The sequence below is a fragment of the Exiguobacterium sp. TDN 0502 genome, from assembly GCF_050846835.1.
Taxonomy (GTDB): Bacteria; Bacillota; Bacilli; order Exiguobacteriales; family Exiguobacteriaceae; genus Exiguobacterium_A.
In genome coordinates this window covers 92,862-116,239 of sequence record NZ_JBOZGJ010000002.1, presented here as the reverse complement: position 1 = coordinate 116,239, position 23,378 = coordinate 92,862, and the positions used below count along the sequence as shown (strand labels likewise).

Annotated in this window: 24 protein-coding genes; all 24 read left to right on the top strand. The window is 48.8% G+C overall.

Translation table 11 applies throughout. The annotated features are described in order from the left end of the window. Positions 1-6: 6 nt before the first annotated feature. The gene (locus ACRPK8_RS03760) at positions 7-435 is read left to right on the top strand and encodes a chemotaxis protein CheW (RefSeq protein ID WP_432236996.1); all 429 of its coding nucleotides are present in this window, start codon (positions 7-9) and stop codon (positions 433-435) included. Further along, positions 428-1,036 (top strand): chemotaxis protein CheC, encoded by a 609-nt coding sequence (locus ACRPK8_RS03755; protein ID WP_432236995.1) that lies wholly within the window; start codon positions 428-430, stop codon positions 1,034-1,036. The genes ACRPK8_RS03760 and ACRPK8_RS03755 overlap by 8 nt, the downstream gene beginning before the upstream one ends. Continuing rightward, positions 1,029-1,511 (top strand): chemotaxis protein CheD, encoded by a 483-nt coding sequence (locus ACRPK8_RS03750; RefSeq protein ID WP_432236994.1) that lies wholly within the window; start codon positions 1,029-1,031, stop codon positions 1,509-1,511. Before ACRPK8_RS03755 ends, ACRPK8_RS03750 begins: the two co-directional genes overlap by 8 nt. Before the next feature lie 13 nt (positions 1,512-1,524). After that, positions 1,525-2,298: a FliA/WhiG family RNA polymerase sigma factor gene (locus ACRPK8_RS03745; protein WP_432236993.1), complete on the top strand. Its 774-nt coding sequence runs from the start codon at positions 1,525-1,527 to the stop codon at positions 2,296-2,298. Between the two features lie 20 nt (positions 2,299-2,318). Further along, positions 2,319-2,741: a hypothetical protein gene (locus ACRPK8_RS03740; protein ID WP_432236992.1), complete on the top strand. Its 423-nt coding sequence runs from the start codon at positions 2,319-2,321 to the stop codon at positions 2,739-2,741. A gap of 129 nt (positions 2,742-2,870) precedes the next feature. Next, positions 2,871-3,605, top strand: a complete 735-nt coding sequence (gene rpsB, locus ACRPK8_RS03735) for a 30S ribosomal protein S2 (RefSeq protein ID WP_012370721.1) — start codon at positions 2,871-2,873, stop codon at positions 3,603-3,605. Between the two features lie 82 nt (positions 3,606-3,687). Next, positions 3,688-4,569: a translation elongation factor Ts gene (gene tsf, locus ACRPK8_RS03730; protein ID WP_029342048.1), complete on the top strand. Its 882-nt coding sequence runs from the start codon at positions 3,688-3,690 to the stop codon at positions 4,567-4,569. A gap of 111 nt (positions 4,570-4,680) precedes the next feature. Continuing rightward, positions 4,681-5,400: a UMP kinase gene (pyrH, locus tag ACRPK8_RS03725; RefSeq protein WP_029342047.1), complete on the top strand. Its 720-nt coding sequence runs from the start codon at positions 4,681-4,683 to the stop codon at positions 5,398-5,400. 1 nt (position 5,401) lies between these two features. Continuing rightward, entirely contained in the window at positions 5,402-5,959 is a 558-nt protein-coding gene (frr, locus tag ACRPK8_RS03720; RefSeq protein ID WP_432236991.1) for a ribosome recycling factor, read from the top strand. 79 nt (positions 5,960-6,038) lie between these two features. After that, positions 6,039-6,779 (top strand): isoprenyl transferase, encoded by a 741-nt coding sequence (locus tag ACRPK8_RS03715; protein ID WP_432236990.1) that lies wholly within the window; start codon positions 6,039-6,041, stop codon positions 6,777-6,779. A gap of 20 nt (positions 6,780-6,799) precedes the next feature. Further along, positions 6,800-7,600 (top strand): phosphatidate cytidylyltransferase, encoded by an 801-nt coding sequence (locus tag ACRPK8_RS03710; RefSeq protein WP_432236989.1) that lies wholly within the window; start codon positions 6,800-6,802, stop codon positions 7,598-7,600. A 13-nt stretch (positions 7,601-7,613) separates the two neighbouring features. Then, a complete protein-coding gene (locus ACRPK8_RS03705) occupies positions 7,614-8,768 on the top strand; it encodes a 1-deoxy-D-xylulose-5-phosphate reductoisomerase (protein ID WP_432236988.1) in 1,155 nt (384 codons plus the stop codon). Between the two features lie 14 nt (positions 8,769-8,782). Further along, positions 8,783-10,024 (top strand): RIP metalloprotease RseP, encoded by a 1,242-nt coding sequence (gene rseP / locus ACRPK8_RS03700; RefSeq protein WP_432236987.1) that lies wholly within the window; start codon positions 8,783-8,785, stop codon positions 10,022-10,024. Positions 10,025-10,058: 34 nt separating this feature from the next. Then, positions 10,059-11,759 carry a proline--tRNA ligase gene (locus ACRPK8_RS03695; protein ID WP_432236986.1) on the top strand — a complete coding sequence of 567 codons (1,701 nt, stop codon included), beginning with the start codon at positions 10,059-10,061 and terminating at the stop codon, positions 11,757-11,759. 146 nt (positions 11,760-11,905) lie between these two features. Continuing rightward, positions 11,906-16,177 carry a PolC-type DNA polymerase III gene (locus ACRPK8_RS03690; protein WP_432237139.1) on the top strand — a complete coding sequence of 1,424 codons (4,272 nt, stop codon included), beginning with the start codon at positions 11,906-11,908 and terminating at the stop codon, positions 16,175-16,177. A gap of 129 nt (positions 16,178-16,306) precedes the next feature. Further along, complete coding sequence (gene rimP, locus ACRPK8_RS03685) at positions 16,307-16,774, top strand: ribosome maturation factor RimP (protein ID WP_432236985.1); 468 nt, start codon at positions 16,307-16,309, stop codon at positions 16,772-16,774. A 17-nt stretch (positions 16,775-16,791) separates the two neighbouring features. Beyond that, the gene (gene nusA / locus ACRPK8_RS03680) at positions 16,792-17,907 is read left to right on the top strand and encodes a transcription termination factor NusA (protein WP_432236984.1); all 1,116 of its coding nucleotides are present in this window, start codon (positions 16,792-16,794) and stop codon (positions 17,905-17,907) included. A gap of 3 nt (positions 17,908-17,910) precedes the next feature. After that, complete coding sequence (gene rnpM / locus ACRPK8_RS03675; RefSeq protein WP_432236983.1) at positions 17,911-18,180, top strand: RNase P modulator RnpM; 270 nt, start codon at positions 17,911-17,913, stop codon at positions 18,178-18,180. Beyond that, the gene (locus ACRPK8_RS03670; protein WP_023468681.1) at positions 18,173-18,475 is read left to right on the top strand and encodes a YlxQ family RNA-binding protein; all 303 of its coding nucleotides are present in this window, start codon (positions 18,173-18,175) and stop codon (positions 18,473-18,475) included. Before rnpM ends, ACRPK8_RS03670 begins: the two co-directional genes overlap by 8 nt. Positions 18,476-18,490: 15 nt before the next feature. After that, on the top strand, positions 18,491-20,662 hold the full coding sequence (infB, locus tag ACRPK8_RS03665; RefSeq protein ID WP_432236982.1) for a translation initiation factor IF-2: 2,172 nt from the start codon (positions 18,491-18,493) through the stop codon (positions 20,660-20,662). 39 nt (positions 20,663-20,701) lie between these two features. Beyond that, positions 20,702-21,043 carry a 30S ribosome-binding factor RbfA gene (gene rbfA / locus ACRPK8_RS03660; protein WP_432236981.1) on the top strand — a complete coding sequence of 114 codons (342 nt, stop codon included), beginning with the start codon at positions 20,702-20,704 and terminating at the stop codon, positions 21,041-21,043. A gap of 50 nt (positions 21,044-21,093) precedes the next feature. Further along, a complete protein-coding gene (gene truB / locus ACRPK8_RS03655; RefSeq protein ID WP_432236980.1) occupies positions 21,094-22,002 on the top strand; it encodes a tRNA pseudouridine(55) synthase TruB in 909 nt (302 codons plus the stop codon). A gap of 16 nt (positions 22,003-22,018) precedes the next feature. Continuing rightward, the gene (locus tag ACRPK8_RS03650) at positions 22,019-22,948 is read left to right on the top strand and encodes a bifunctional riboflavin kinase/FAD synthetase (protein ID WP_432236979.1); all 930 of its coding nucleotides are present in this window, start codon (positions 22,019-22,021) and stop codon (positions 22,946-22,948) included. 123 nt (positions 22,949-23,071) lie between these two features. Then, on the top strand, positions 23,072-23,341 hold the full coding sequence (gene rpsO / locus ACRPK8_RS03645; RefSeq protein ID WP_023468676.1) for a 30S ribosomal protein S15: 270 nt from the start codon (positions 23,072-23,074) through the stop codon (positions 23,339-23,341). Positions 23,342-23,378: the final 37 nt, after the last annotated feature.

Sequence of the window (23,378 nt, the reverse complement as noted above, 5' to 3'; positions counted from 1 at the left end):
ATGGACATGGAGCAAAAATGGGTCGTTTTTCAACTAGAAGAGAATGCATATGGCATTGATGTACAGTCCGTTCGTTCAATCGAACGGCTCATCCCGATCACACGGATTCCGAATGCTGCATCCTACGTCAAAGGAGTCATCAATTTACGTGGGGTCGTCACACCCGTGATCGATTTACGTGCCCGTCTAGGATTTGAGACGGTGGAAGAAACGGAAGAAACACGGATCATCATCGCAACGCTTGAACATGGAGATGCAGGATTCATCGTCGACCGAGCGAATGAAGTCGTCGAATCGACGGATGTCCGCATCGAACCGCTAAGTGAACAAAAGCAGGAGGACGCTTCTTATTTGACGGCGGTCGCAAAAGGAGAGCAACAGCTGTTCTCTCTGATTGAACCGAATCGTCTGTTCGAGGACATCGTCCATGCTTAACCCGAACGAACGGGACATCTTACGGGAAGTCGGTAATATCGGTGCTGGTCACGCGGCGACGGCATTATCGACATTGCTCGGGCAACCGATTGATATCGAGGTGCCCTCTGCTGAACTAGAGGAGTTTTCGACGATCATCGAGCGGAGCGGTGGTGCGGAAAGTTACACGGCGGGTGCGCTATTGCGCTTTTCAGGAGACGTTCAGGCAACGTTACTTTTTTTGATGCCGCTCCAGGATGCGGAAAAACTGGTTAGCCAATTGTTGCAAAGCGAATTCCACTTTTTTTCAGATTCTCATGAAATGGGGGTTTCCGCTTGGGAGGAAATTGGTAATATTTTAATAGGGGCATACGCACGTGCGATTTCGGACTGGCTCAATCTATCACTTCATGTCAGTGTGCCGGCTTCTGCATTTGATATGGTCGGTGCACTACTTGAAGTCGCTCTCGTAGAATCGACGACGCCCGGCAATATGGCGGTCTACATCGATACACATTTGACGAGTGCCGGAAACGATTTAACAGGTCATCTGCTTCTCTTACCTGAGGCGAATGCGTTCCAAACGGTCTTCCAACGATTGGGTGTGGATAGCGATGGATGAAATCGTTCGAATCGGCATCGCAGAATATGCTGTCAGTAAACGCCCGGTCATTTTACGGACGGCAGGTCTCGGTTCATGTGTAGGTGTCGTCATCTACGACCAAGAACGGGGATTGTCGAGCATGGCGCACGTCATGTTGCCGGATTCTGTAATCAGCCGGAATCGTACACTAGAAGTCGGGAAGTTCGCTGACACGGCGATTCTTGAAGTCGCCCGTCAACTACGAGCCAGTGGAGCCATCCGACTACGTGCGAAAATCGCCGGTGGTGCTCAAATGTTTCAATTTAAATATGAACACGAATCCATGCGGATTGGTGAACGGAACATCACTGCCGTTAAGGAGATGCTCCGTCAAGTGAACATTCCACTCGTTGCTGAAGATGTCGGCGGCACGAATGGACGAACGATCGAGTTCCACTCACAATCAGGGCGTCTTGTCATCCGGACAGTAAATGTCGGGACGCTGGAAATATAGAGGAGGAATGGTCATGCGTGAGGAATTACAACAACTTTGGGATCGATGGCTGTCAACGCGCGATATCGCCGTTGCAGATATGTTGCTTCATAATTATGAACCACTCGTTCAATACCACGTTCAACGACTGAGTGCGACGTTGCCTAAAAGTGTCGATCGGGATGAGTTGAAAAGTCTAGGGATGATGGGATTGTACGATGCACTTCAAAAATTCGATCAAAATCATAATAATAAATTCGACACGTATGCCGCCTTTCGGATTCGAGGAGCAATTTTAGATGGACTCCGTAAAATCGATTGGTTACCACGGTCTTTACGCGAAAAAGCAAAGCGAGTCGAAGCGGCAGTCGAGATTCTCGAGCAATCGTTACAGCGAACACCGACGCTTGAGGAGGTCTCCTCGATCGTCGAGATGACACCGGACGAAGTCAAAGGTGCGTTAGCTGAAAGTTACTTCGCGAATGTATTATCGATTGATGAGGCAGTGACGCTACAGGATGAAGGAAAGGCAATGACAGTCTCCTACCTCGATCCAGATACGGCGACGCCGGAAGACATGTTGCTGATGGGTGAATTGATTGCTAAACTAGCAGAAGAAGTCGAAGGACTATCCGAAAAGGAACAACTCGTGGTCTCATTATTTTATTATGAAGAATTGACGCTCACTGAAATCGGAGAAGTACTTGGATTATCGACTTCCCGGATTTCACAAATTCATTCAAAAGCACTCCGGAAACTGAAAAATGCGCTCGGCAGTGCCTACTTAGCAGATCGTGTCGCCATGTGAAAGGAAGAACTATGACTGTCGTGTATATTTTAGTAGCGGCGCTTGTCTGTTACGCATTACTCGTACTGTTTCGTCAGCAAGCTACGCTTAAAGATCAGGTGGCTCGTTTAGAGCAAGAAAAAAAGGAGACGGAACAGATGCTCTTGCAGTTCATGGAAAACGTCAATGCGATGGCAGATGTTTCCGTCGAACACGCGCCGGTTGAACCGTCCGCAGATTCAGAAATAACCGCAGTATCACTTGAACAGAAAATACCTGATGAACGGGGTGTGGTCTTCGAACGGGAAACGACTACTGATCAAGTGCCCGCTTTGACAGATGTGAAGCAAGCGCTCAAGGACGGAACCGATCTTGAGGCGCTCGCCCGTTCGTTGAATCGAGGAACAGGAGAAGTGGCACTGATCGCGAAACTTTCTCGTCAAACGAAGGTTGCCCCCCGGTAATCTTTATGCTATATTAGTCTACGGTGTTAATTACGCACGCATGTATCGCCAGCTGCGGTGCCTTTAATAGGTTAGCTGGACAGACGATCATCGCGGAGGACATCCAAAACCCAAAAGGAGGAATTCATCATGGCAGTAATCTCGATGAAACAATTGTTAGAAGCTGGTGTACACTTCGGTCACCAAACACGCCGTTGGAACCCAAAAATGGCTAAATACATCTTCACAGAACGGAACGGAATCTACATCATCGACCTTCAAAAAACGGTCAAAAAAGTAGACGAAGCTTACAACTTCATCCGTGAAGTAGCGTCTGAAGGCGGAAATGTTCTTTTCGTTGGTACGAAAAAACAAGCTCAAGACACTGTGAAAGAAGAAGCGATCCGTGCAGGTCAATACTTCATCAACGAACGTTGGTTGGGTGGAACTCTCACGAACTTCTCTACAATCAAAAAACGTATCAACCGTTTGAAACAACTCGAAAAAATGGAAGAGAACGGTACATTCGAAGTTCTTCCTAAAAAAGAAGTCATCATTCTTAAAAAAGAAATGACTCGTCTTGAGAAATTCCTCGGCGGTATCAAAGATATGCCAGGCGTTCCGGATGCACTCTTCATCGTTGACCCACGCAAAGAGCGTATCGCGATTGCAGAAGCACACAAACTCAACATCCCAATCGTTGCGATTGTTGATACGAACTGTGATCCAGACGAAATCGACTACGTCATCCCAGCGAACGACGATGCGATCCGTGCAGTCAAATTGCTCACTGGTAAAATGGCTGACGCAATCCTCGAAGTTAAACAAGGCGAAGATAACGTAGCACCTGAAACTACTGAAGAAGTAGTAGCAGACGCTGAGTAATTCGTGATGCCAGGTGATAAAGGGAATCGACCTTTTATCACCTTTTTTTTGAAACTAAGGATGTTATAAGGAGGAATATCGAATGGCTATTACAGCAGCAATGGTTAAAGAACTTCGTGAAAAAACAGGTGCAGGTATGCTCGACTGCAAAAAAGCACTCGTTGAAACTGACGGTGACATGAACGCAGCAGTAGATTTCTTGCGTGAAAAAGGGATCGCTAAAGCAGCAGCAAAAGGCGATCGTATCGCTGCTGAAGGGTTGACTGCAGTTGCAGTTGACGGCAACAAAGCGGCACTCGTCGAAATCAACTCAGAAACAGACTTCGTTGCGAAAAACGAACGTTTCCAAACACTCGTTCAAAACATCGCAGACGCTGTTCTCCGTAACGGTTCTGAGACAGCGGAAGCTGCTCTTGCTTCTGAATACGAAGCAGGTAAAACAATCGACACATACATCTCTGAAGAAGCTTCAACAATCGGAGAGAAAATCTCACTCCGTCGCGTAGCGCTCTTCACAAAAGCAGATGACGCAGCATTCGGTTCTTACCTCCACATGGGCGGACGCATCGGTTCAGTCGTCGTCATCGAAGGTACGACAGACGAAACAGTTGCAAAAGACGTTGCAATGCACATCGCAGCAGCTCGTCCACTTTACGTTGACCGTACTTCTGTCACAGAAGAAGAAAAAGCACGTGAAGAAAAAGTCCTCACTGAGCAAGCATTGAACGAAGGAAAACCAGCTAACATCGTTGAAAAAATGATCGTTGGTCGTATGAACAAGTTCTTCGAGGAAATCTGCCTCGTCGATCAAACGTTCGTTAAGGATCCAGACTTCAAAGTTGGTAAATATGTAGAATCTAAAGGCGGTAAAGTCGTGTCATTCGTACGCTTCGAAGTTGGAGAAGGTATGGAAAAACGCGAAGAGAACTTCGCTGAAGAAGTCATGAACCAACTTAAAAAATAAGAATCGGGATTATCCTGATGACAAGAGAAGGAACACGTATGCTTCAATCCACTTTCGTGTGGAAGTGGTTCGTGTTCCTTTTTTACGGAATTTAGCAAGGGGGACATAGTCATGCAACCGAAATATAACCGGATTGTGTTAAAATTGAGCGGAGAAGCGCTCGCAGGAGATCAAGGGTTTGGGATCAATCCTGTCATCGTCAAATCTATCTCGGAACAGATTCGCGAATTAGTTGAATTGAACGTAGAAGTAGCGGTCGTCGTCGGAGCTGGAAACATTTGGCGTGGCAAAACAGGTGCAGAACTTGGGATGGACCGGGCCAACGCCGATTATATGGGGATGTTAGCGACAGTCATGAACTCGCTTGCGCTTCAGGACAGCTTAGAAGATGTAGGTGTCGAAACACGCGTTCAAACATCGATTGAGATGCGCCAAGTAGCAGAACCGTACATTCGTCGCCGTGCGATGCGTCACCTTGAAAAAGGCCGCGTCGTCATCTTTGCAGCAGGTACAGGGAATCCTTACTTCTCGACGGATACGACGGCTGCTCTTCGTGCAGCTGAAATCGAAGCAGAGGTCATCTTGATGGCGAAGAACAACGTCGATGGTGTCTACTCGGCTGACCCGAATGTGGATCCAGAAGCGAAGAAATTCGAGACGCTCTCTTACTTGGATGTCTTAAAAGATGGTCTCCAAGTCATGGATTCTACAGCTACATCACTTTGCATGGACAATGACATCCCGCTCATCGTCTTCTCGTTGATGGAAGAAGGTAACATCAAACGTGTCGTCATCGGTGACGAAATCGGGACAATCGTAAGGGGGAAATAATATGTCAAAAGAAATCTTGAAACAAGCCGAAGAACGGATGGAAAAAGCACATCTTTCACTTAAGAAAGAACTTGCGACGCTTCGTGCAGGACGTGCAAACGTTGCAATCTTGGATCCGGTTCAAGTCGAATACTACGGTTCACCGACACCACTCAATCAAGTGGCGAACGTCAACACACCAGAAGCACGTCTGATCTTGATCACTCCATGGGATAAATCAATGGTCAGCGAGATTGAAAAAGCGATTCAACGTGCAGATCTTGGTCTTGCACCGTCGTCTGATGGTACAGTCATCCGTCTAGCGATTCCACCACTAACGGAAGAGCGCCGGAAGGAACTCGTCAAACTCGTCAAGAAGTATACGGAAGAAGGCAAAGTTGCCCTCCGTAACATTCGACGTGACACGAACGAGCAACTTAAGAAACAAGAAAAAGATGGCGTGTTGACAGAAGACGATCTGCGTGGGTACACAGAAGATGTTCAGACGTTGACAGACAAGTTCGTCAAACAACTTGATCAGACGGCAACGGAAAAAGAACAAGAAATCATGGAAGTATGACGCGACGGATCGTCATGGGGGGGACTCTTTGTCACACGAAGAGTCCCTTTCTTCATAATTGAGAGAGGAGGAAGTGCGGATGTTTCAATGGTTGAATCAGACGAAAGCAACGGAAGTCTATGATCGGGTTCCGGAACACGTGGCCATCATCATGGATGGTAACGGGCGGTGGGCACAAAAACGCGGACTTCCGCGTATCATGGGGCACCGTGAAGGTATGAAATCGATTCGTGAAGTTGTTCGAGTTGCAAATGAGCTGGGCATCAAGAGTTTGACGTTATATGCCTTTTCGACGGAGAATTGGACACGGCCGGAAGAAGAAGTCAGTTTTCTCATGAAATTACCGGCCCAATTCTTGGAATCGGATTTAAAAGAGTTAGACGCGCAAAATGTCAAAGTCGAGGTAGCAGGTGAAGTATCACGCCTCCCTCATTTCACGCGCGATGCGGTCGAACAAGCGAAACTGGATACGCAACACAATACAGGACTTCGTCTGATTTTCGCTCTGAATTATGGAGGACGCGATGAACTCGTTCAAGTCATGCAAAAACTGGCCGTACAAGTTCAGGAAGGATCGTTGTCGCCGGATGCGATTACACCGGAGACGATTGAACGAGAACTGATGACAGGGTCCGTCACAGATGTTGATTTTGTCATTCGGACGAGTGGCGAACAACGATTGTCGAACTTTTTGCTCTGGCAAGCCGCGTATGCGGAGTTTTATTTTACGGATGTCTTGTGGCCAGAGTTTCGCCGGGATGCTTTCTTGGCAGCAATCGAAGAATACAATCAACGGACACGCCGATTTGGCGGCGTCTGATTAAAATGAGGAACTAGCTTATGAAAACTCGTATTATCACTGGTATTTGGGCAGGAGCGATATTCCTAGCCCTTCTGTACTTAGGGGAATTGCCTTTCTTAGCATTTATGGCAATCTTGACGATCCTTGGTTACAGCGAACTCGTCAAGATGCGCCATTTCAGCGGTTCGCGTATCCCGCGTATTCTGTTTGGTCTTGGCACCTTGTTACCATTCATCAGCATCTATGAAGAGGCGGTCGACCGGACGCTCCCGATCGGACTTTCCCCAATTGCTTGGGGCATGGTCATTCTATTGATCGGATTGTTTTGGACAGTCTTTTCAAAAAATGTGTTCACGTTTGATGACGTCGCCTTTTTATTGCTGACAGCGATTTATGTCGGAGTAGGATTTGCGTCATTCGCCTATATTCGGTTGCTCGAGCATGGCTTGACCTGGTCCCTCTTGATCATCCTCTTGATCTGGTTCACGGATTCCGGCGCCTATTTCGTCGGCAAACGCTTCGGCAAGAACAAGTTATGGCCATCAATCAGTCCGAATAAGACGATTGAGGGAGCCATCGGCGGCATCGTCCTTGCGATGGTGCTTGGGATCGTGTTCGAAAGCATCGAACCGACTGTCGGTTTCGGGAAAGTCATTGTCCTTGCGATCATCGTCGCCGTCGTTGGTCAACTCGGTGACTTGGTCCAGTCCGCCTATAAACGCCATTATGGTGTGAAGGATTCTGGAACATTACTACCCGGTCATGGTGGTATCTTGGATCGGTTCGACAGCATGATGATCGTTTTTACGGTCCTCGTCGTACTCGATATCTTTGCTTGAGGAGGCACTTCATATGAAGAAAATTAGTATCATCGGTGGTACTGGTTCGATTGGTACACAAACACTAGATGTCATCGCAGCTAATCCGGATCGTTTTGAATTGACGAGTTTTGCTTTCGGGCGCAATACGACGGTCGCCGCACCGTGGTTGAACCGCTTGCAACCGATGCTTGTCGGTGTCCAAGATGAAACGACACGTCAAGAGCTTGAACAGCAGTTGTCGTATCAGCCGACGATCGTCGTCGGTGAAGCAGGATTGCTTGATATCGTGACGCATCCAGAAGTCGATACGGTCATTACAGCAGTCGTCGGCGCTGTTGGCTTGCGTCCGACGCTTGCCGCAATCGAGGCTGGTAAGACGATCGGACTTGCGAATAAGGAAACGCTCGTCACGGCAGGTCATCTCGTCATGAAGCTCGCGCGTGAGAAAAACGTCACGATCTTACCGGTCGATAGTGAGCATGCAGCGATTTTCCAATGTTTGAACGGGGAACGTCGTGAAGATGTTCGTCAAATCATCTTGACGGCTTCAGGTGGAAGTTTCCGCGATCAGTCCCGTGAAGAACTGTCGGATGTGACCGTCGAACAGGCGCTGGCACACCCGAACTGGTCGATGGGTGCGAAAATCACAATCGATTCCGCGACGATGATGAATAAAGGATTCGAAGTCATTGAAGCCCACTGGTTATTTGACGTCGACTATGCGGATATTGATGTCGTCATCCACCGTGAATCCATCATCCACTCGATGGTTGAATTCAATGATGGTGCCGTCATGGCACAACTTGGGATGCCGGACATGCGAGAACCGATCCAGTACGCTCTTACATATCCGTCCCGCCTTGAAATTCAAGGGGGAGAACGGTTAAACTTAAAGGAAATCGGACGCCTACACTTTGCTGACGCATCGTTTGATCGTTACCCAATGTTGCGGCTTGCTTTTGAAGCAGGTCAAGCCGGTGGATCGATGCCGTCAGTACTCAATGCTGCGAACGAACAGGCGGTGGACCGTTTTTTAAATGGGGACATCCGCTTTTTAGAAATCGAAGCGAGCGTCGAGGCGGCGCTTCAAGCCCACGAACTCATCGAAGAGCCTTCCTTGGAACAAATCCTTGCGGCAGACCGGTGGGCGCGTGCGTTTGTAACGTCTCTTACATTCGCTAACTAAGGATGGGATAAGTAATGACGACCTTTATTTCAATCGTGCTGATGTTCGGTGTACTCGTCGCCGTCCATGAATGGGGTCACCTCGTAATGGCAAAGCGTGCCGGCATTCTCTGCCGCGAATTTGCGATTGGATTTGGTCCTAAGATTTTTTCGGTCTTCAAGAATGAGACGTTGTATACGGTACGTTTATTACCGATTGGTGGATATGTCAAAATGGCAGGCGAAGAACCTGAACTCGTCGAAATCAAAACGGGTCAGACTGTCGGATTGCAATTGAAGGATGGTGTCATCGAGACGATTTATTTTGATGCGGATCAGCCACACGTTGATCAAGTCGTCACCGTCGAACGAATCGATCTCTTGCATCAACTCGAACTCGTCGGCTTACAAGACGAAACGTCGGTGCGTTACCCTGTCTCCCCGACAGCATTTCTCGTCGAAGGTCAGACACGGACACAAATTGCGCCATACGATCGGACATTCGGCTCGAAATCCGTCTGGAAACGCGTCCTTGCGATTGCTGCCGGACCGTTCATGAACTTTGTCCTTGCGTTCGTTATCCTGTTCGGTCTTGCGTTATACAATGGTTCGCCGACAGGAGATAGCGTCATCGGAACCGTTCAAAAAGGTTCACCTGCCGATCAGGCAGGGTTAGTCGAAGGAGACCGGATTGTCTCGGTCAACGGACAGGATACAGCCAAATGGACTGATTTGCGCGCAGGATTCCAAGATCGTGCCGGTAAAGCGACAGAAGTGAAATATGAACGTGACGGCAAAGAGACGACAACACAGATCACGCCAAAAGTACAACAGCAAGGAGAACAGAAGGTCGGGATCATCGGTGTTACGAATGAGACAAAAAAATCATTCGGGACAGCACTTCAAACGGGCGTTTCGGAAACGTGGCGGATGTCAACATTGATTGTTGGTGCCGTCGGAGATCTCGTCACTGGTGTCGTCGGTGTCGATCAATTATCGGGACCGGTCGGAATCGTCAAGATGACCGATCAGGTCGCAGCCAGCGGCTTCTCGATGCTGTTGACATGGACGGCACTGTTGTCCGTCAACTTAGCGGTCTTCAACTTATTACCACTTCCGGCACTTGACGGAGGACGATTACTGTTCCTCTTCCTTGAAGCCTTACGCGGTAAACCGGTCGATCCTCAAAAAGAGGGACTCGTGCATTTCGTCGGTTTCGCACTTTTAATGTTACTCATGCTCGTCGTCACTTGGAACGACATTCAAAAATTCTTTTAATTAATCACTCAGTCAAAGGAGTTCGTGACTCATTATGAAACAATCAAAACTATTCATGCCAACGTTGCGTGAAGTACCATCTGATGCAGAAGCCATCAGTCACCAACTCTTGCTTCGTGCAGGATTCATGCGTCAAAATGCCGCTGGGATCTATTCGTATCTCCCACTCGCAAAACGTGTTCTCGCAAACATCGAGACGATCATTCGCGAAGAATTAGAAGCAGCGGGGGCGCAAGAACTACTGATGCCAGCGATTCAACCAGCTGAACTATGGGAAGAGACAGGGCGCTGGGATATCTATGGACCGGAATTGATGCGCTTGACGGATCGTCACGATCGTCGGTTTGCGTTAGGTGCAACACACGAGGAACTGATTACTTCGATCGTCCGGGATGAGTTGAACTCGTACAAAAAACTACCGGTCAACCTGTTCCAGATTCAAATGAAATACCGTGACGAACGTCGTCCACGTTTCGGTTTATTACGCGGTCGTGAGTTCATCATGAAAGATGCCTACTCGTTCCATTCGTCACAAGAGAGCTTAGACGAAGAGTATCAAAACATGTTTGAGACGTACTCGCGTATCTTCACACGTGTTGGTCTTGAATTCCGTCCGGTCGTCGCTGACTCGGGTGCAATCGGTGGTAGTGGGACACATGAGTTCCATGCGTTAGCAGCAATCGGTGAGGATACGATCGTCTATTCGGACCAGTCGGACTACGCGGCAAACTTAGAGATGGCAGAGTCGATCGACGCCTATCCGAAGCAAGACAAAGCACCAGAAGCACTGGAAGAAGTGCATACGGCAGATGCGAAGACGATCGAAGCGGTCAGTGCGCATCTGAACTTACCAGCAAACGAATCGATCAAGACGGTCATCTTCAAGACGGAACAAGGGCTCGTCATGGCGCTCGTCCGGGGTGATCACGAAGTCAACGATATCAAGCTGAAAAACTATCTGGGAGCACTCGACATCACGATGGCGAGCGACGAAGAGATTGAAGCAGCACTTCATTCGACACCTGGAACACTCGGACCGATCGGAGCAGACATGAAGATCGTTGCCGATTACGCGATTCGTGCCTTGACGAACGCTGTCTGCGGTGCAAACAAAGCAGAAACGCATTACATCCACGTCGACCCAAGCCGTGATTTCGAAGCCGACTATACGGACTTACGCTTCGTTGAAGAAGGTGACGTCTCACCAGACGGCAACGGCAACGTCAAATTCGCACGGGGGATCGAAGTCGGTCAAGTCTTCAAACTCGGAACACGTTACTCGGAAGGAATGGGAGCGACATTCCTCGATGAAGGTGGTAAAGCGCAACCACTCATCATGGGTTGCTACGGGATCGGTGTTTCGCGGACACTATCGGCAGTCGTCGAACAACATTATGATGAGCGCGGCATCATTTGGCCAAAAGCGATCGCACCATACGATGTTCATTTGATCGTCGTCAACGGTAAAAATGCGGATCAGCTCGAACTCGGAGAAACATTATACCGTGAGTTGACAGCTGCAGGATTCAGCGTTTTGTTTGACGACCGAAAAGAACGAGCAGGCGTCAAATTCGCCGATGCCGATTTGATTGGTCTACCGGTTCGTTTGAACGTCGGTAAAAAAGCGACAGAAGGAATCGTCGAATTAAAAGCCCGTCGTGGTGGCGATGCAGAAGAAATTGGACAAGAACAAGTCGTTGAGGCTGTTCGTTCACTCTATGAAGGTTTAGAATAAAGAAGGAGACGGTCACTTTTCATAAAGTGACTGTTTTCTTGTCTCACACCCATTCGCCCCTTGGGCAATCCGCAAGAGGAGGAGGAGTTGCTGTCACGGTGTGAAGCGATCAGACAGCACAATTGCGAGTGGATACACAACAACGCATGTCACTGTTGCTGAGTGACTTAGAATTACCGAACGGTATCATTGAAGAATACTTTAACGAAGCAGTTCTTGAGAAGCTTCGCGTCAATAAAGCAAAAGCAACCTGGACATTTGAAATCCGCTTGCCACACGTTTTGCCCCAAAACGTCTATCAACTCTTTACGAGTCGCTTGATAAGTCGGTACCAGCAATTCGCCGAAGTCAAAGTCATCCTATACGCGGATAGTCGACCAGACGAACGCCTATATCATGATTACTGGCCATATGTCGTGCAAGATCTCGCCGACGTCTCATCGGCGATGCGGACTCAACTGGGACGGGTCTTACCGGAGTTCAAAGAACAGAAATTATTCATTCCGGTCCGGAGTGAACCGGAAGCAGGATTCTTAAAAAGTAGCTTATGTGGGGAATTGCAGTTACTTTACAGTGCTTACGGATTCCCGAAATTCAACTGTGAACCGATCGTTCAAATCAACGAATCAAAACAAGAAGCGTTGCGCAATCAGGTGAAACAGGAAGACATGGAAGAAGCAAAGCGGATGCTCGAGTTGCAATTCAAACGGGAACAATCGCGGGATGACGATGAAGGACCAGTTGAGATCCGGATCGGGAAACCGATTCAAGATGAGATTGTTCCAATCAAGACAATCCAAGACGAGGAACGACGGATCGCGATTCGAGGTCTCGTCTTCTCGGCAGAGAGTCGTGAACTACGAAGCGGAAAGACGATCTTTACGTTCAAGATGACGGATTATACGGACTCCCTTGTCGTCAAGATGTTTGCGCGTGACGAAACAGACGTCAAGATTCTCTCGGCGATCAAAAAAGGGATGTGGATTCAAGCGGCAGGTCGCGTTGAGTTCGATACATTCTTGCGTGATCTCTGCATGATGATTGCACAGTTATCAGAAGTGAAGATGGAGGCTCCTGCTGACCCATGGGCAGGTGAGAAGCGTGTCGAGTTACATGCGCACTCGCAAATGAGCCAGATGGACGCCGTCATGAACGTGACGAAATACGTCGAACGGGCGGCAAAGTGGGGACATCCTGCTGTTGCGATCACGGATCACGCGGGTGCCCAAAGTTTTCCGGATGCCTACTATGCCGGAAAGAAAAACGATATTAAAGTATTGTACGGAATCGAAGCGAACGTCGTCGATGACGGGGTGCAAGTCGCCTATCATCCGGTGGAGCGTAACTTAGATGACGCGACATTCGTCGTCTTTGACGTTGAGACGACCGGTTTATCAGCGATGTACAACAAAATCATCGAACTTGCAGCTGTCAAAATCCACGACGGTGATATCATCGATAAGTTCGAAGCATTCGCCGATCCGAAGCATCTGTTGTCGGCGACGACGATTGATTTGACAGGGATCACCGATGATATGGTCCGCGGAAAACCAGACCCGGAACAAGTCGTCAAGGAATTCATGGACTGGGTCGGCGACTCGATTCTCGTGGCCCACAATGCTTCGTTTGATATCGGCTTCTTGAATGCGACACTTCGGTCCGGTGGACATGATGAATCGGTCTTGCCGGTCATTGATACGCTTGAGTTAGCCCGGGTCCTGATGCCGACGCTAAAAAACCACCGATTGAACACACTCGCAAAACGATTTGATATCGAATTGACGCAGCATCACCGCGCCATCTATGACGCGGAAGCGACGGGCTACTTGATGGTTAAGTTGCTTCAAATGGCGGATGAGATGTTCGACATGAAGACACACGCCTCACTCAACCGGGAGATGGGGAAAGATATCTCGCGGGCACGACCATACCATGCGACGGTCTATGCGAAGAACCGGACGGGCTTGAAGAATCTCTATCAATTGATTTCGATTGCTCACACGAAGCATGTGCACCGTGTCGTCCGCACACCACGCTCGCAACTCGTCGCGCATCGGGACGGGCTAATCATCGGCTCAGCTTGTGATAACGGCGAAGTATTTGATGCCGCCTTGAACAAGTCGGACGAAGATTTAGCGAAAGTCATGCAGTTCTATGATTTCATCGAGATTCAACCCCCCGCGATGTATGGTCATTTGATCGAACGGGAAATCGTTCAGAATGAACTCGAACTGCGCGAACTGATCAAAAAGATCATCCGTGTCGCAGAAGAACATGACATCTTACCAGTCGCAACAGGGAACGTGCATTACCTCGATCAACATGACGCGACGTACCGGGAGATTTTGATTCGGACGCAAGGCGGAGCGAATATGCTGAACATGCGAAAACAATTGCCACCGGCACACTTCCGGACGACGAAGGAAATGATGGACGACTTTAAGTTCCTCGGACCGGATGTGTCGGAACGACTTGTCATCACGAATAGCCAAGCGGTCGCGGAACAGTTCGAGAACATCGATATCATTCCAAAAGATCTCTATACACCGAAGATCGAAGGGGCGGATGAAGAAGTCCGGAACTTGTCGTACGATATGGCACACCGGATTTACGGGGAAACATTGCCGGAAATCGTCGAAGCCCGACTCGAAAAAGAGTTGAAGTCGATCATCGGTCACGGATTCGCCGTCATCTATCTGATTTCGCATAAACTCGTTAAAAAGTCACTCGACGACGGCTATTTGGTTGGTTCACGGGGATCGGTCGGGTCGAGTCTTGTTGCGACGATGACCGAGATCACGGAAGTCAATCCATTACCGCCACACTATGTCTGTCCGAATTGTAAGGAATCGGAGTTCTTCGATGACGGTTCCGTCGGTTCGGGATTCGATTTGCCGGATAAGTCATGTTCGAAATGTGATATCCCATTGTTCAAGGACGGTCATGATATTCCATTCGAGACGTTCCTCGGATTTAAAGGGGATAAAGTACCGGATATCGATTTGAACTTCAGTGGAGAATACCAGCCGCAAGCCCATGCCTATACGAAAGTCCTGTTCGGTGACGATTACGTCTACCGTGCGGGAACGATCGGGACGATCGCCGAGAAGACGGCGTATGGTTACGTCAAAGGATATCAGTCGGAAAATGAGTTGACGTACCGGAATGCGGAAGTCGATCGTCTCGTCAGTGGTGTTACCGGCGTCAAACGGACGACCGGACAACACCCAGGCGGAATCATCGTCGTCCCGGACTACATGGACATCTACGACATCAGTCCGATTCAGTATCCGGCAGACGACATGGGTTCTGAATGGAAGACGACCCACTTCGACTTCCACTCGATTCACGATAACTTACTCAAACTCGATATCCTCGGTCACGATGATCCGACGATGATCCGGATGTTACAAGATTTATCGGGACGTGATCCGAAGACGATTCCCGTCGATGACCCGGAAGTCATGAAAATCTTTAGTTCGACGGAATCGATCGGTGTGACGCCGGAGCAAATTGATTCAAAAACGGGAACGCTCGGTATTCCCGAGTTCGGAACGAAGTTCGTCCGCCAAATGTTAGAAGAGACGAAACCGACGACGTTCTCGGAGCTCGTTCAGATTTCTGGACTCTCGCACGGAACGGATGTCTGGCTCGGTAACGCCAGTGAATTGATTTACAACGGAACGTGTGAGCTAAAAGACGTCATCGGTTGTCGGGATGACATCATGGTCTACTTGATCTATGCCGGTCTTGAACCGTCACTTGCTTTTAAAATCATGGAGTCGGTCCGTAAAGGAAAAGGACTCTCGATTGACATGGAAGAGGCGATGATCGAGAACGATGTGCCACTCTGGTATATCGATTCTTGTAAGAAAATCAAGTACATGTTCCCAAAAGCCCATGCTGCTGCTTACGTCTTGATGGCTGTTCGGATTGCTTACTATAAAGTCCATCATCCGATGTATTACTACGCCTCGTACTTTACCGTTCGTGCGGGTGACTTTGACATCGGTGCGATGAATAAAGGCTCTGCTGCCGTCCGGAAAGTCTTACAAGACATCAAGGATAAAGGATTCGAAGCGACAGCGAAGGATAAAGGCTTGTACACGGTTCTTGAAATCGCGCTTGAGATGATTGAACGCGGCTTCACGTTCCAGAAAGTCGACCTCTACCGCTCGAGCGCGACTGAGTTCCTGATTGACGGGGATACCTTGTTACCGCCATTTAATGCCGTGACAGGTCTCGGTACGAACGCTGCGAAGCAAATCGTCGAAGCACGTAAAGGTGGCGAATTCCTCTCGAAGGAAGACCTTCAAAAACGAGCGAAGCTTTCGAAATCGATCATCGAGACACTTGATAACCTCGGTTGTCTCGAAGGGTTACCGGATGAGAACCAGCTGTCCTTGTTCGACTTGTAAGCCCTTAGGAACACTTGCCTTGAGCGCTTTCCTATGCTATATTGAGTGAGGAAATGTTTTTTATACTACGACTTGGAAGGAGTAGGGGGACCTGCTCCTTTCTTGTTTGTTTTTTGAAGGAGGATGAAGATGACGAACGTAACGGAAAAGGTCGAAGCGCTCGCAAAACCAATCGTCGAACGAGAGGGGATGGAGCTAGTCGACGTTGAATTCGTCAAAGAAGGGGCGGATTGGTTCCTACGTGTCTCCATCGACAAAGAGGGTGGCGTAGATCTTGAAGACTGCGTCAAAATCAATGAACAGTTATCGGAAGCATTAAATGACAATGATCCGATTGACGAGCCGTATTACCTCGACGTCGCTAGTCCAGGAGCGGAACGTCCACTGAAGAAAGACGAAGACTTCGAAAAAGCGATCGGGAAACATGTGTATATCAAAACGCACGATCCAGTAAAGAATGCAGTTGAATTCGAAGGAACGTTGCTATCATATACACCTGATATGCTTGAAATCGAAGTACGTGTTAAAACAAGAAAATTGAAAATTGAGATACCGGTCGACAAGATTTCACTTGCGCGACTTGCGGTAATGTTCTGACGGAAAGGAAGAGAACGATGGGACCACAGTTACTCGAGGCGATCAATCAGATCGCAAAAGAGAAGGAAATTGATAAAAATATCATCATCGATGCCCTTGAGCAGGCGTTGATTTCAGCGTACCGACGTAACTTCGGAAAAGAGTCGGAGGCAGTCAAAGTTGAATTCGATCAGCAGACAGGAGATATCCGTGTCTTCGCACTCAAGGAAGTCGTCGAACGATTGACACAACCGGAAGAGCAACTTTCGCTTGAAGAAGCCCACGAAATCGATCCGACGTATGAACTCGGCGATTTCCATAAAGTCGAAGTGACGCCTGGTGACTTTGGTCGTGTTGCGGCACAAACGGCAAAACAGATCGTCACTCAAAAAATGCGTGAAGCGGAACGTGAACGTATCTACAATCACTTCTCGGATCGTGAAGACGAGATCATGACTGGAATCGTCGAACGTCAGGATGCACGGAACTTGTATGTTAACCTAGAAGGGATCGAGGCGGTCTTGACGACACACGAACAAATGCCGAATGAACGTTTCGGGATTCGTGATCGCATTAAGGTGTACGTCACGAAAGTCGACCCAATGGTTAAAGGATCAGGAGCGTCAATCCTTGTATCACGGACACATCCAGGTCTCTTAAAACGCCTCTTTGAAATTGAAGTACCTGAGATCGCAAGCGGTGAAGTCGAAGTTAAATCCGTTGCCCGTGAAGCGGGTGACCGTTCGAAAATCGCGGTTGCAGCAGATGATATCGATCCAGTCGGTGCATGTGTCGGACAAAAAGGTGCACGTGTTCAGCGCATCGTCAATGATCTGAACGGGGAAAAAATCGATATCGTCCGCTATTCGGATGATCCGAAAGAGTATGTTGCGAATGCGCTCAGCCCAGCTCAAGTCGTTGCGGTCTATGTCAATGAACCAGCGAAAGCGACGATCGTCGTCGTTCCTGATTTCCAATTGTCTCTTGCAATCGGCAAACGTGGTCAAAACGCGCGCCTTGCAGCGAAGTTGACTGGATGGAAGATTGACATCAAGAGTGAGTCCGAGGCGGAAGGCATGGATCTCGAAGATGTCTTCGCGACGGAAGAATCGACAGTAGTCGAAGAAGCGGTCCACGTCGAAGGCGAGGAATAATCCGTGCAAAAAAAGGTCCCATTACGCAAGTGTGTCATCACACAAGAAATGAAACCGAAAAAAGAATTAATTCGTGTCGTCCGGACACCTGAACAAGAGGTCGTCATCGATTTAAATGGTAAGATGAATGGGCGGGGTGCCTATTTATCAAAAGATGCGGCAGTCATTGCGACGGCGAAGAAAAAACGGACGCTTGATCATCATTTGAAGGTCAAGACGACAGATGCCTTATACGATGAATTGCTTGAAATCGCGGGAGGTACAGATGAGTAAATGGGAATCCCTTCTCGGTCTCGCGAATCGAGCTAGGAAAGTGACGACGGGAGAAGAACTCGTACTGAAAGAAGTACGAGGAGGACAAGCGAAGCTTGTTCTTTTAGCAGCAGATGCGGGGGCTGCCACGCGTAAGAAAGTCACAGATAAATGTACGAGTTATCAGGTTCCTTACCTAGAAGTCGCCGACCGGACGATTCTCGGTCAAGCATTAGGAAAGGATGCGCGTGTTGTCGTGTCAGTCAATGAAGCCGGATTTGCGAAAAAGCTAACTGAACTCCTCTCGAACGACTAATTGGAGGTGGATCCTTTGGGTAAACGTGTATACGAATTCGCCAAGGAACAAAACGTAACAAGTAAGCAGGTCATTACCCAGCTTGAAAAGCTGGAGAAACCAGTCAAGAATCATATGGCAGTATTAGATGAACAGACAGTACAGCAACTCGATCAAGTATTTAATCCCGAAAAATATCGGGCTCAAAAGACGGAGGCTCCAAAACAAGTGAAATCAGATAATAAACCGAACCGACCAGGAAGTACAAACAAACCAGCAGGTAACCAATCACGTAACAATAAAGGCGGACGCCCAGAATTCGGCAACCGTAACAACCGTGGCGGCAAACGTCGCCCGAATCAAAAGAAAGCAGAACCACGTAAACTTGAAGTAGCGGATCCGAACTCGAAGTCGAGTCAACGGAAAGCAGCACGCCGGGCGCAGGAAGAGGCGATGGCAAACGTCGTTCAATACTCTGACAACTTGACAGTCGGTGAACTCGCTGAAAAAATGGCGAAAAAACCGAATGAACTGATCATGAAGTTGATGGGTCTCGGTGTCATGGCGAACATCAACCAAGATCTCGATGACGAGACAGTCGAATTGCTCGCGACAGAGTTCGGTTTTGAAGTCGAAAAGACCGTCCAAGTCGATGAGACGGACTTTGATCAATACGAATTGAATCTCGATCAGTACGAATTGTCTGAGCGTCCACCGGTCGTTACGATCATGGGACACGTCGACCACGGTAAAACGACATTGCTCGACTCGATCCGTAACACGAAGGTCACTGCAGGCGAAGCCGGCGGGATCACACAGCACATCGGTGCATACCAAGTTGAGATCGACGGCAAGAAAATCACGTTCCTTGATACACCAGGTCACGCGGCGTTCACGACGATGCGTGCACGTGGAGCAGATGTCACGGATATCGCGATCATCGTCGTTGCAGCCGATGACGGTGTCATGCCGCAGACGGAAGAAGCGATCAGCCACGCGAAAGCAGCGGGTGTTCCAATCATCGTCGCGGTCAACAAGATGGATAAAGAGGGTGCAAATCCTGACCGTGTCAAACAAGAATTGACAGAGTTCGAACTCGTTGCAGAAGACTGGGGCGGCGATACGATCTTCGTACCTGTTTCAGCGCTTAAAGGAGACGGCATCGACGAATTGCTCGAGATGATCCTTCTCGTTTCAGAAGTTCAAGAATACAAATCAACACCAGACATGAACGGTCGCGGAACAGTCATCGAGGCGAAACTCGATAAAGGTCGTGGACCGGTCGCGACACTTCTCGTCCAACACGGAACACTTCGCGTCGGTGACCCGATCGTCGTCGGGCACACGTTCGGTCGTATCCGGGCGATGGTCAACGATATCGGTCGCCGTGTCAAAGAAGTCGGACCATCGACGCCAATCGAAATCACAGGTTTAAACGATGTCCCGAAAGCGGGCGATCAATTCTTCGCATTCGAAGATGAGAAAAAAGCACGCCAAATCGGTGAAGCACGTTACCAACGTGAAATCGAAGCACAACGTCGCGATTCAGCGAAAGTCAGCTTAGAAGATCTCTTCGACCGCATCAAAGAAGGTGAAGTCAAAGACCTCAACATCATCATCAAAGGCGATGTCCAAGGTTCAGTTGAAGCCTTAGCCGGTTCATTGAAGAAAATTGATGTCGAAGGTGTTAAAATTAACATCGTACACTCAGGTGTCGGTGCGATCACAGAAGGTGACGTCATCCTTGCCTCAGCAGCGAATGCGATTATCATCGGATTCAATGTCCGTCCGGATGGTAACGCGAAATCAATGGCAGATCAGGAGAAAGTCGAAATTCGTCTTCACCGGATCATCTACAATGCGATTGAAGAAATCGAGCAAGCGATGAAAGGTCTCCTTGATCCTGAATTCGTCGAGAAAATCATCGGTCAAGCTGAAGTCCGCGATGTCATCAAAGTATCGAAAGTCGGTACGATCGCAGGGGGATATGTCACGGAAGGTAAGTTAACACGTGATGCAGGTGTCCGGGTCGTACGTGACAGTATCGTCATCTACGAAGGAAAACTTGATACACTTCGCCGCTTCAAAGATGATGTCAAAGAGGTCGCTACTGGCTATGAGTGCGGCATTAAGATTGAAAAATATGATGATATTAAAGTCGATGATGTCATCGAAGCGTTCATCATGGAAGAAGTTAAACGGAAGTAACAGAACGGAATCCATTCTTCCGAACTGGAGGGAATAATTATGAGTTTACGCTCAAATCGTGTCGCCGAACAGATGCGTAAGGAAATTACGCAACTGCTCATCAAAGATGTCAAGGATCCTCGCGTTAAAACGATTACCGTCACAGGTGTCGAAGTGACAGGAGACTTACAACAAGCGACGATCTTCTACTCGGTCCTCGGTGACGAAAAAGCACGTGAGGATGCACGCATCGGTCTTGAAAGATCAAAAGGCTTCATGCGTAAGGAAATCGGATCACGGATTCGTCTACGGAAAACACCTGAACTATCGTTCGAGGTCGATTCTTCTGTCGAATACGGATCACGCATTGATGAGTTGCTTCGGAATTTGAACAAAGATTAACATCTAAGGCAACCACGCATGTGGTTGCCTTTTTTCAAGGAGGACATCGTATGGAACCTATCGGAGTGTTACCATTAGATAAACCAGCCGGCATGACGAGTCACGACTGTGTCTTTCGTCTACGGCGCTTGTTTCAGACGAAGAAGGTCGGACATACGGGGACGCTTGATCCGGAAGTCACAGGTGTCTTACCGATTTGTCTCGGTCGAGCGACGAAGCTTGCCCGCTTCATCACGGATGAAGGAAAACGCTACGCGGCGGAAGTGACGATCGGTTTTGCGACGACGACGGAAGATGCGCACGGAGAGACGGTTCGTGAAACGCCGGTCGAACCCGGAAGTATTACCGAAGAGGCAATTGCCGGTATCCTGAGCGAATTGACAGGAGAGATCGAGCAGACGCCACCGTATTATTCGGCTGTCAAAGTGAATGGAAAAAAATTATATGAATATGCACGAAAAGGCATTGAAGTCGAGCGTCCGACACGAATCGTCCGCATAGACCGACTCGAGCGAACGTCGGACCTCGTGTTCGAAAATGGTCTTTGTCGGTTCCGCCTCGATATCACATGTGGAAAAGGGACGTATATCCGGACGTTAGCGGTCGAGATCGGCGAACGACTCGGTTACGCGGCACACATGAGCGACTTACGCCGGACAGGCTCTGGTGCCATCGTCGAGACGGATACGGTGACACTCGAGACACTTGAATCGTATGAAACGGTAGAAGAACGGATGCAGCACGTCCTACCGATTGAACACGTCATCCAGAAGTGGCCACGATTGACGGTTGATGCGTCAACAGCAAAGCGTGTCTTGAATGGAGCGAAGCTGACGAGCATTCCAGTCGAATTCGAGCTGTTTACTGTCTATAATGAAGAAGACGTACCTTTAGCGATATATCGACGTCTTCTAGAAGAACAGGTAGCACGCGTCGAGGTCATGCTACAAATCGATTAAGATCGGAGAGAGCATCATGGACATCATACATTTGACATATCCGGAACAGCCTCAAAAAGACCCTGCTGTCATCGCACTCGGCTTTTTTGACGGTGTACATCTCGGACATCAGCAAGTCATCGCAGCAGCACGGAAAGAGGCGGAGGCTCGTCGTCTTCCCTTAGCTGTCATGACCTTTGATCCGCATCCGAAGCAGGTACTTGGTAAAGGCGATGAACCGGTCCGCTACATCACACCACTCGAACGTAAATTAGAGAAAATCGAACAGCTCGGTGCCGATCGTGTTTACGTGATTGAGTTTACGATCCCCTTCTCGGAATTGTCACCACAAGCGTTCGTTGACGAATATTTGATTGCGTCTGGAGCCGAGCACGTCGTCGCTGGTTTCGATTATTCCTATGGTCGCTTTGGAGCGGGGAAGATGACGACGCTTGATTTTCATAGTCGGGGCACGTTCACACATACCGTCGTAGCGGAATTCCAGGAAGAAGCGGAGAAAATCAGCTCGACGCGGATCCGACGCCTGCTCGCAGCAGGAGAAGTCGAACCGGCTGCGCATTTGCTCGGGGAACCTTACCAAATCAAAGGAACGATCATTCACGGTGACGCACGCGGTCGACAAATCGGCTTCCCGACAGCCAACATGCGTCCGGAATTTTCTTACGTCATTCCAAAACTCGGTGTCTATGCGACATTCGTTCGCTTAGCGGACGGTCGTCGGTTCAAAGCGATGACGAACGTCGGGAGACGCCCGACGTTTTACGAGACGGGAGAGGTTAGTATCGAGACACATCTCCTTGATTTTGATGAGGATCTCTATGGTCAAGAATTGACGCTCGAATGGATCGCTTATTTACGCGATGAAAAAGCCTTCAACGGCATCGATCAATTAAAGGAACAACTGGCACGGGACCGCGAAGAGGCAAATGCACGATTAAGCGTTTGACAGTAAGGACAGGGTTCGTTATGATAGTTCAGTACGATTACGTACAGCCGATTCACTTGGCATCTGGTCTCACCATCCGATGCTCGGGAATACGGTCATTCATAAGATGGAGGTGGAGTGACAATGGCACTCACAAAAGAACGTAAAAACGAAATCATCGAAGCATATGCTACGAAACAAGGCGATACTGGTTCGCCGGAAGTACAAGTTGCTGTTTTAACTGAACAGATCACAACTTTGAACGATCACTTACGTACACACAAAAAGGATCACCACTCACGTCGTGGTCTCTTGAAAATGGTCGGTCGTCGCCGTAACTTGCTCACATACCTTCGTAACAAGGATGTTGCACGTTACCGTTCGTTGATCGAGCGTCTTGGTCTCCGTCGCTAATCCCGACGAGAACGAGGTAGGGAAGCAGGAGCATCGT

Bases quoted from the DNA above. Each gene is read 5' to 3' on its own strand.
- ACRPK8_RS03705 (WP_432236988.1), top strand. From the start codon at position 7,614: ATGAAGAAAATTAGTATCATCGGTGGTACTGGTTCGATTGGTACACAA.
- nusA (WP_432236984.1), top strand. From the start codon at position 16,792: ATGGGACCACAGTTACTCGAGGCGATCAATCAGATCGCAAAAGAGAAG.
- ACRPK8_RS03755 (WP_432236995.1), top strand. From the start codon at position 428: ATGCTTAACCCGAACGAACGGGACATCTTACGGGAAGTCGGTAATATC.
- ACRPK8_RS03760 (WP_432236996.1), top strand. From the start codon at position 7: ATGGAGCAAAAATGGGTCGTTTTTCAACTAGAAGAGAATGCATATGGC.
- truB (WP_432236980.1), top strand. From the start codon at position 21,094: ATGGAACCTATCGGAGTGTTACCATTAGATAAACCAGCCGGCATGACG.
- ACRPK8_RS03715 (WP_432236990.1), top strand. From the start codon at position 6,039: ATGTTTCAATGGTTGAATCAGACGAAAGCAACGGAAGTCTATGATCGG.
- ACRPK8_RS03670 (WP_023468681.1), top strand. From the start codon at position 18,173: ATGAGTAAATGGGAATCCCTTCTCGGTCTCGCGAATCGAGCTAGGAAA.
- rseP (WP_432236987.1), top strand. From the start codon at position 8,783: ATGACGACCTTTATTTCAATCGTGCTGATGTTCGGTGTACTCGTCGCC.
- rpsO (WP_023468676.1), top strand. From the start codon at position 23,072: ATGGCACTCACAAAAGAACGTAAAAACGAAATCATCGAAGCATATGCT.
- ACRPK8_RS03695 (WP_432236986.1), top strand. From the start codon at position 10,059: ATGAAACAATCAAAACTATTCATGCCAACGTTGCGTGAAGTACCATCT.
- pyrH (WP_029342047.1), top strand. From the start codon at position 4,681: ATGCAACCGAAATATAACCGGATTGTGTTAAAATTGAGCGGAGAAGCG.
- ACRPK8_RS03750 (WP_432236994.1), top strand. From the start codon at position 1,029: ATGGATGAAATCGTTCGAATCGGCATCGCAGAATATGCTGTCAGTAAA.
- ACRPK8_RS03690 (WP_432237139.1), top strand. From the start codon at position 11,906: ATGTCACTGTTGCTGAGTGACTTAGAATTACCGAACGGTATCATTGAA.
- rpsB (WP_012370721.1), top strand. From the start codon at position 2,871: ATGGCAGTAATCTCGATGAAACAATTGTTAGAAGCTGGTGTACACTTC.
- rbfA (WP_432236981.1), top strand. From the start codon at position 20,702: ATGAGTTTACGCTCAAATCGTGTCGCCGAACAGATGCGTAAGGAAATT.
- frr (WP_432236991.1), top strand. From the start codon at position 5,402: ATGTCAAAAGAAATCTTGAAACAAGCCGAAGAACGGATGGAAAAAGCA.
- rimP (WP_432236985.1), top strand. From the start codon at position 16,307: ATGACGAACGTAACGGAAAAGGTCGAAGCGCTCGCAAAACCAATCGTC.
- tsf (WP_029342048.1), top strand. From the start codon at position 3,688: ATGGCTATTACAGCAGCAATGGTTAAAGAACTTCGTGAAAAAACAGGT.
- ACRPK8_RS03710 (WP_432236989.1), top strand. From the start codon at position 6,800: ATGAAAACTCGTATTATCACTGGTATTTGGGCAGGAGCGATATTCCTA.
- ACRPK8_RS03650 (WP_432236979.1), top strand. From the start codon at position 22,019: ATGGACATCATACATTTGACATATCCGGAACAGCCTCAAAAAGACCCT.
- ACRPK8_RS03745 (WP_432236993.1), top strand. From the start codon at position 1,525: ATGCGTGAGGAATTACAACAACTTTGGGATCGATGGCTGTCAACGCGC.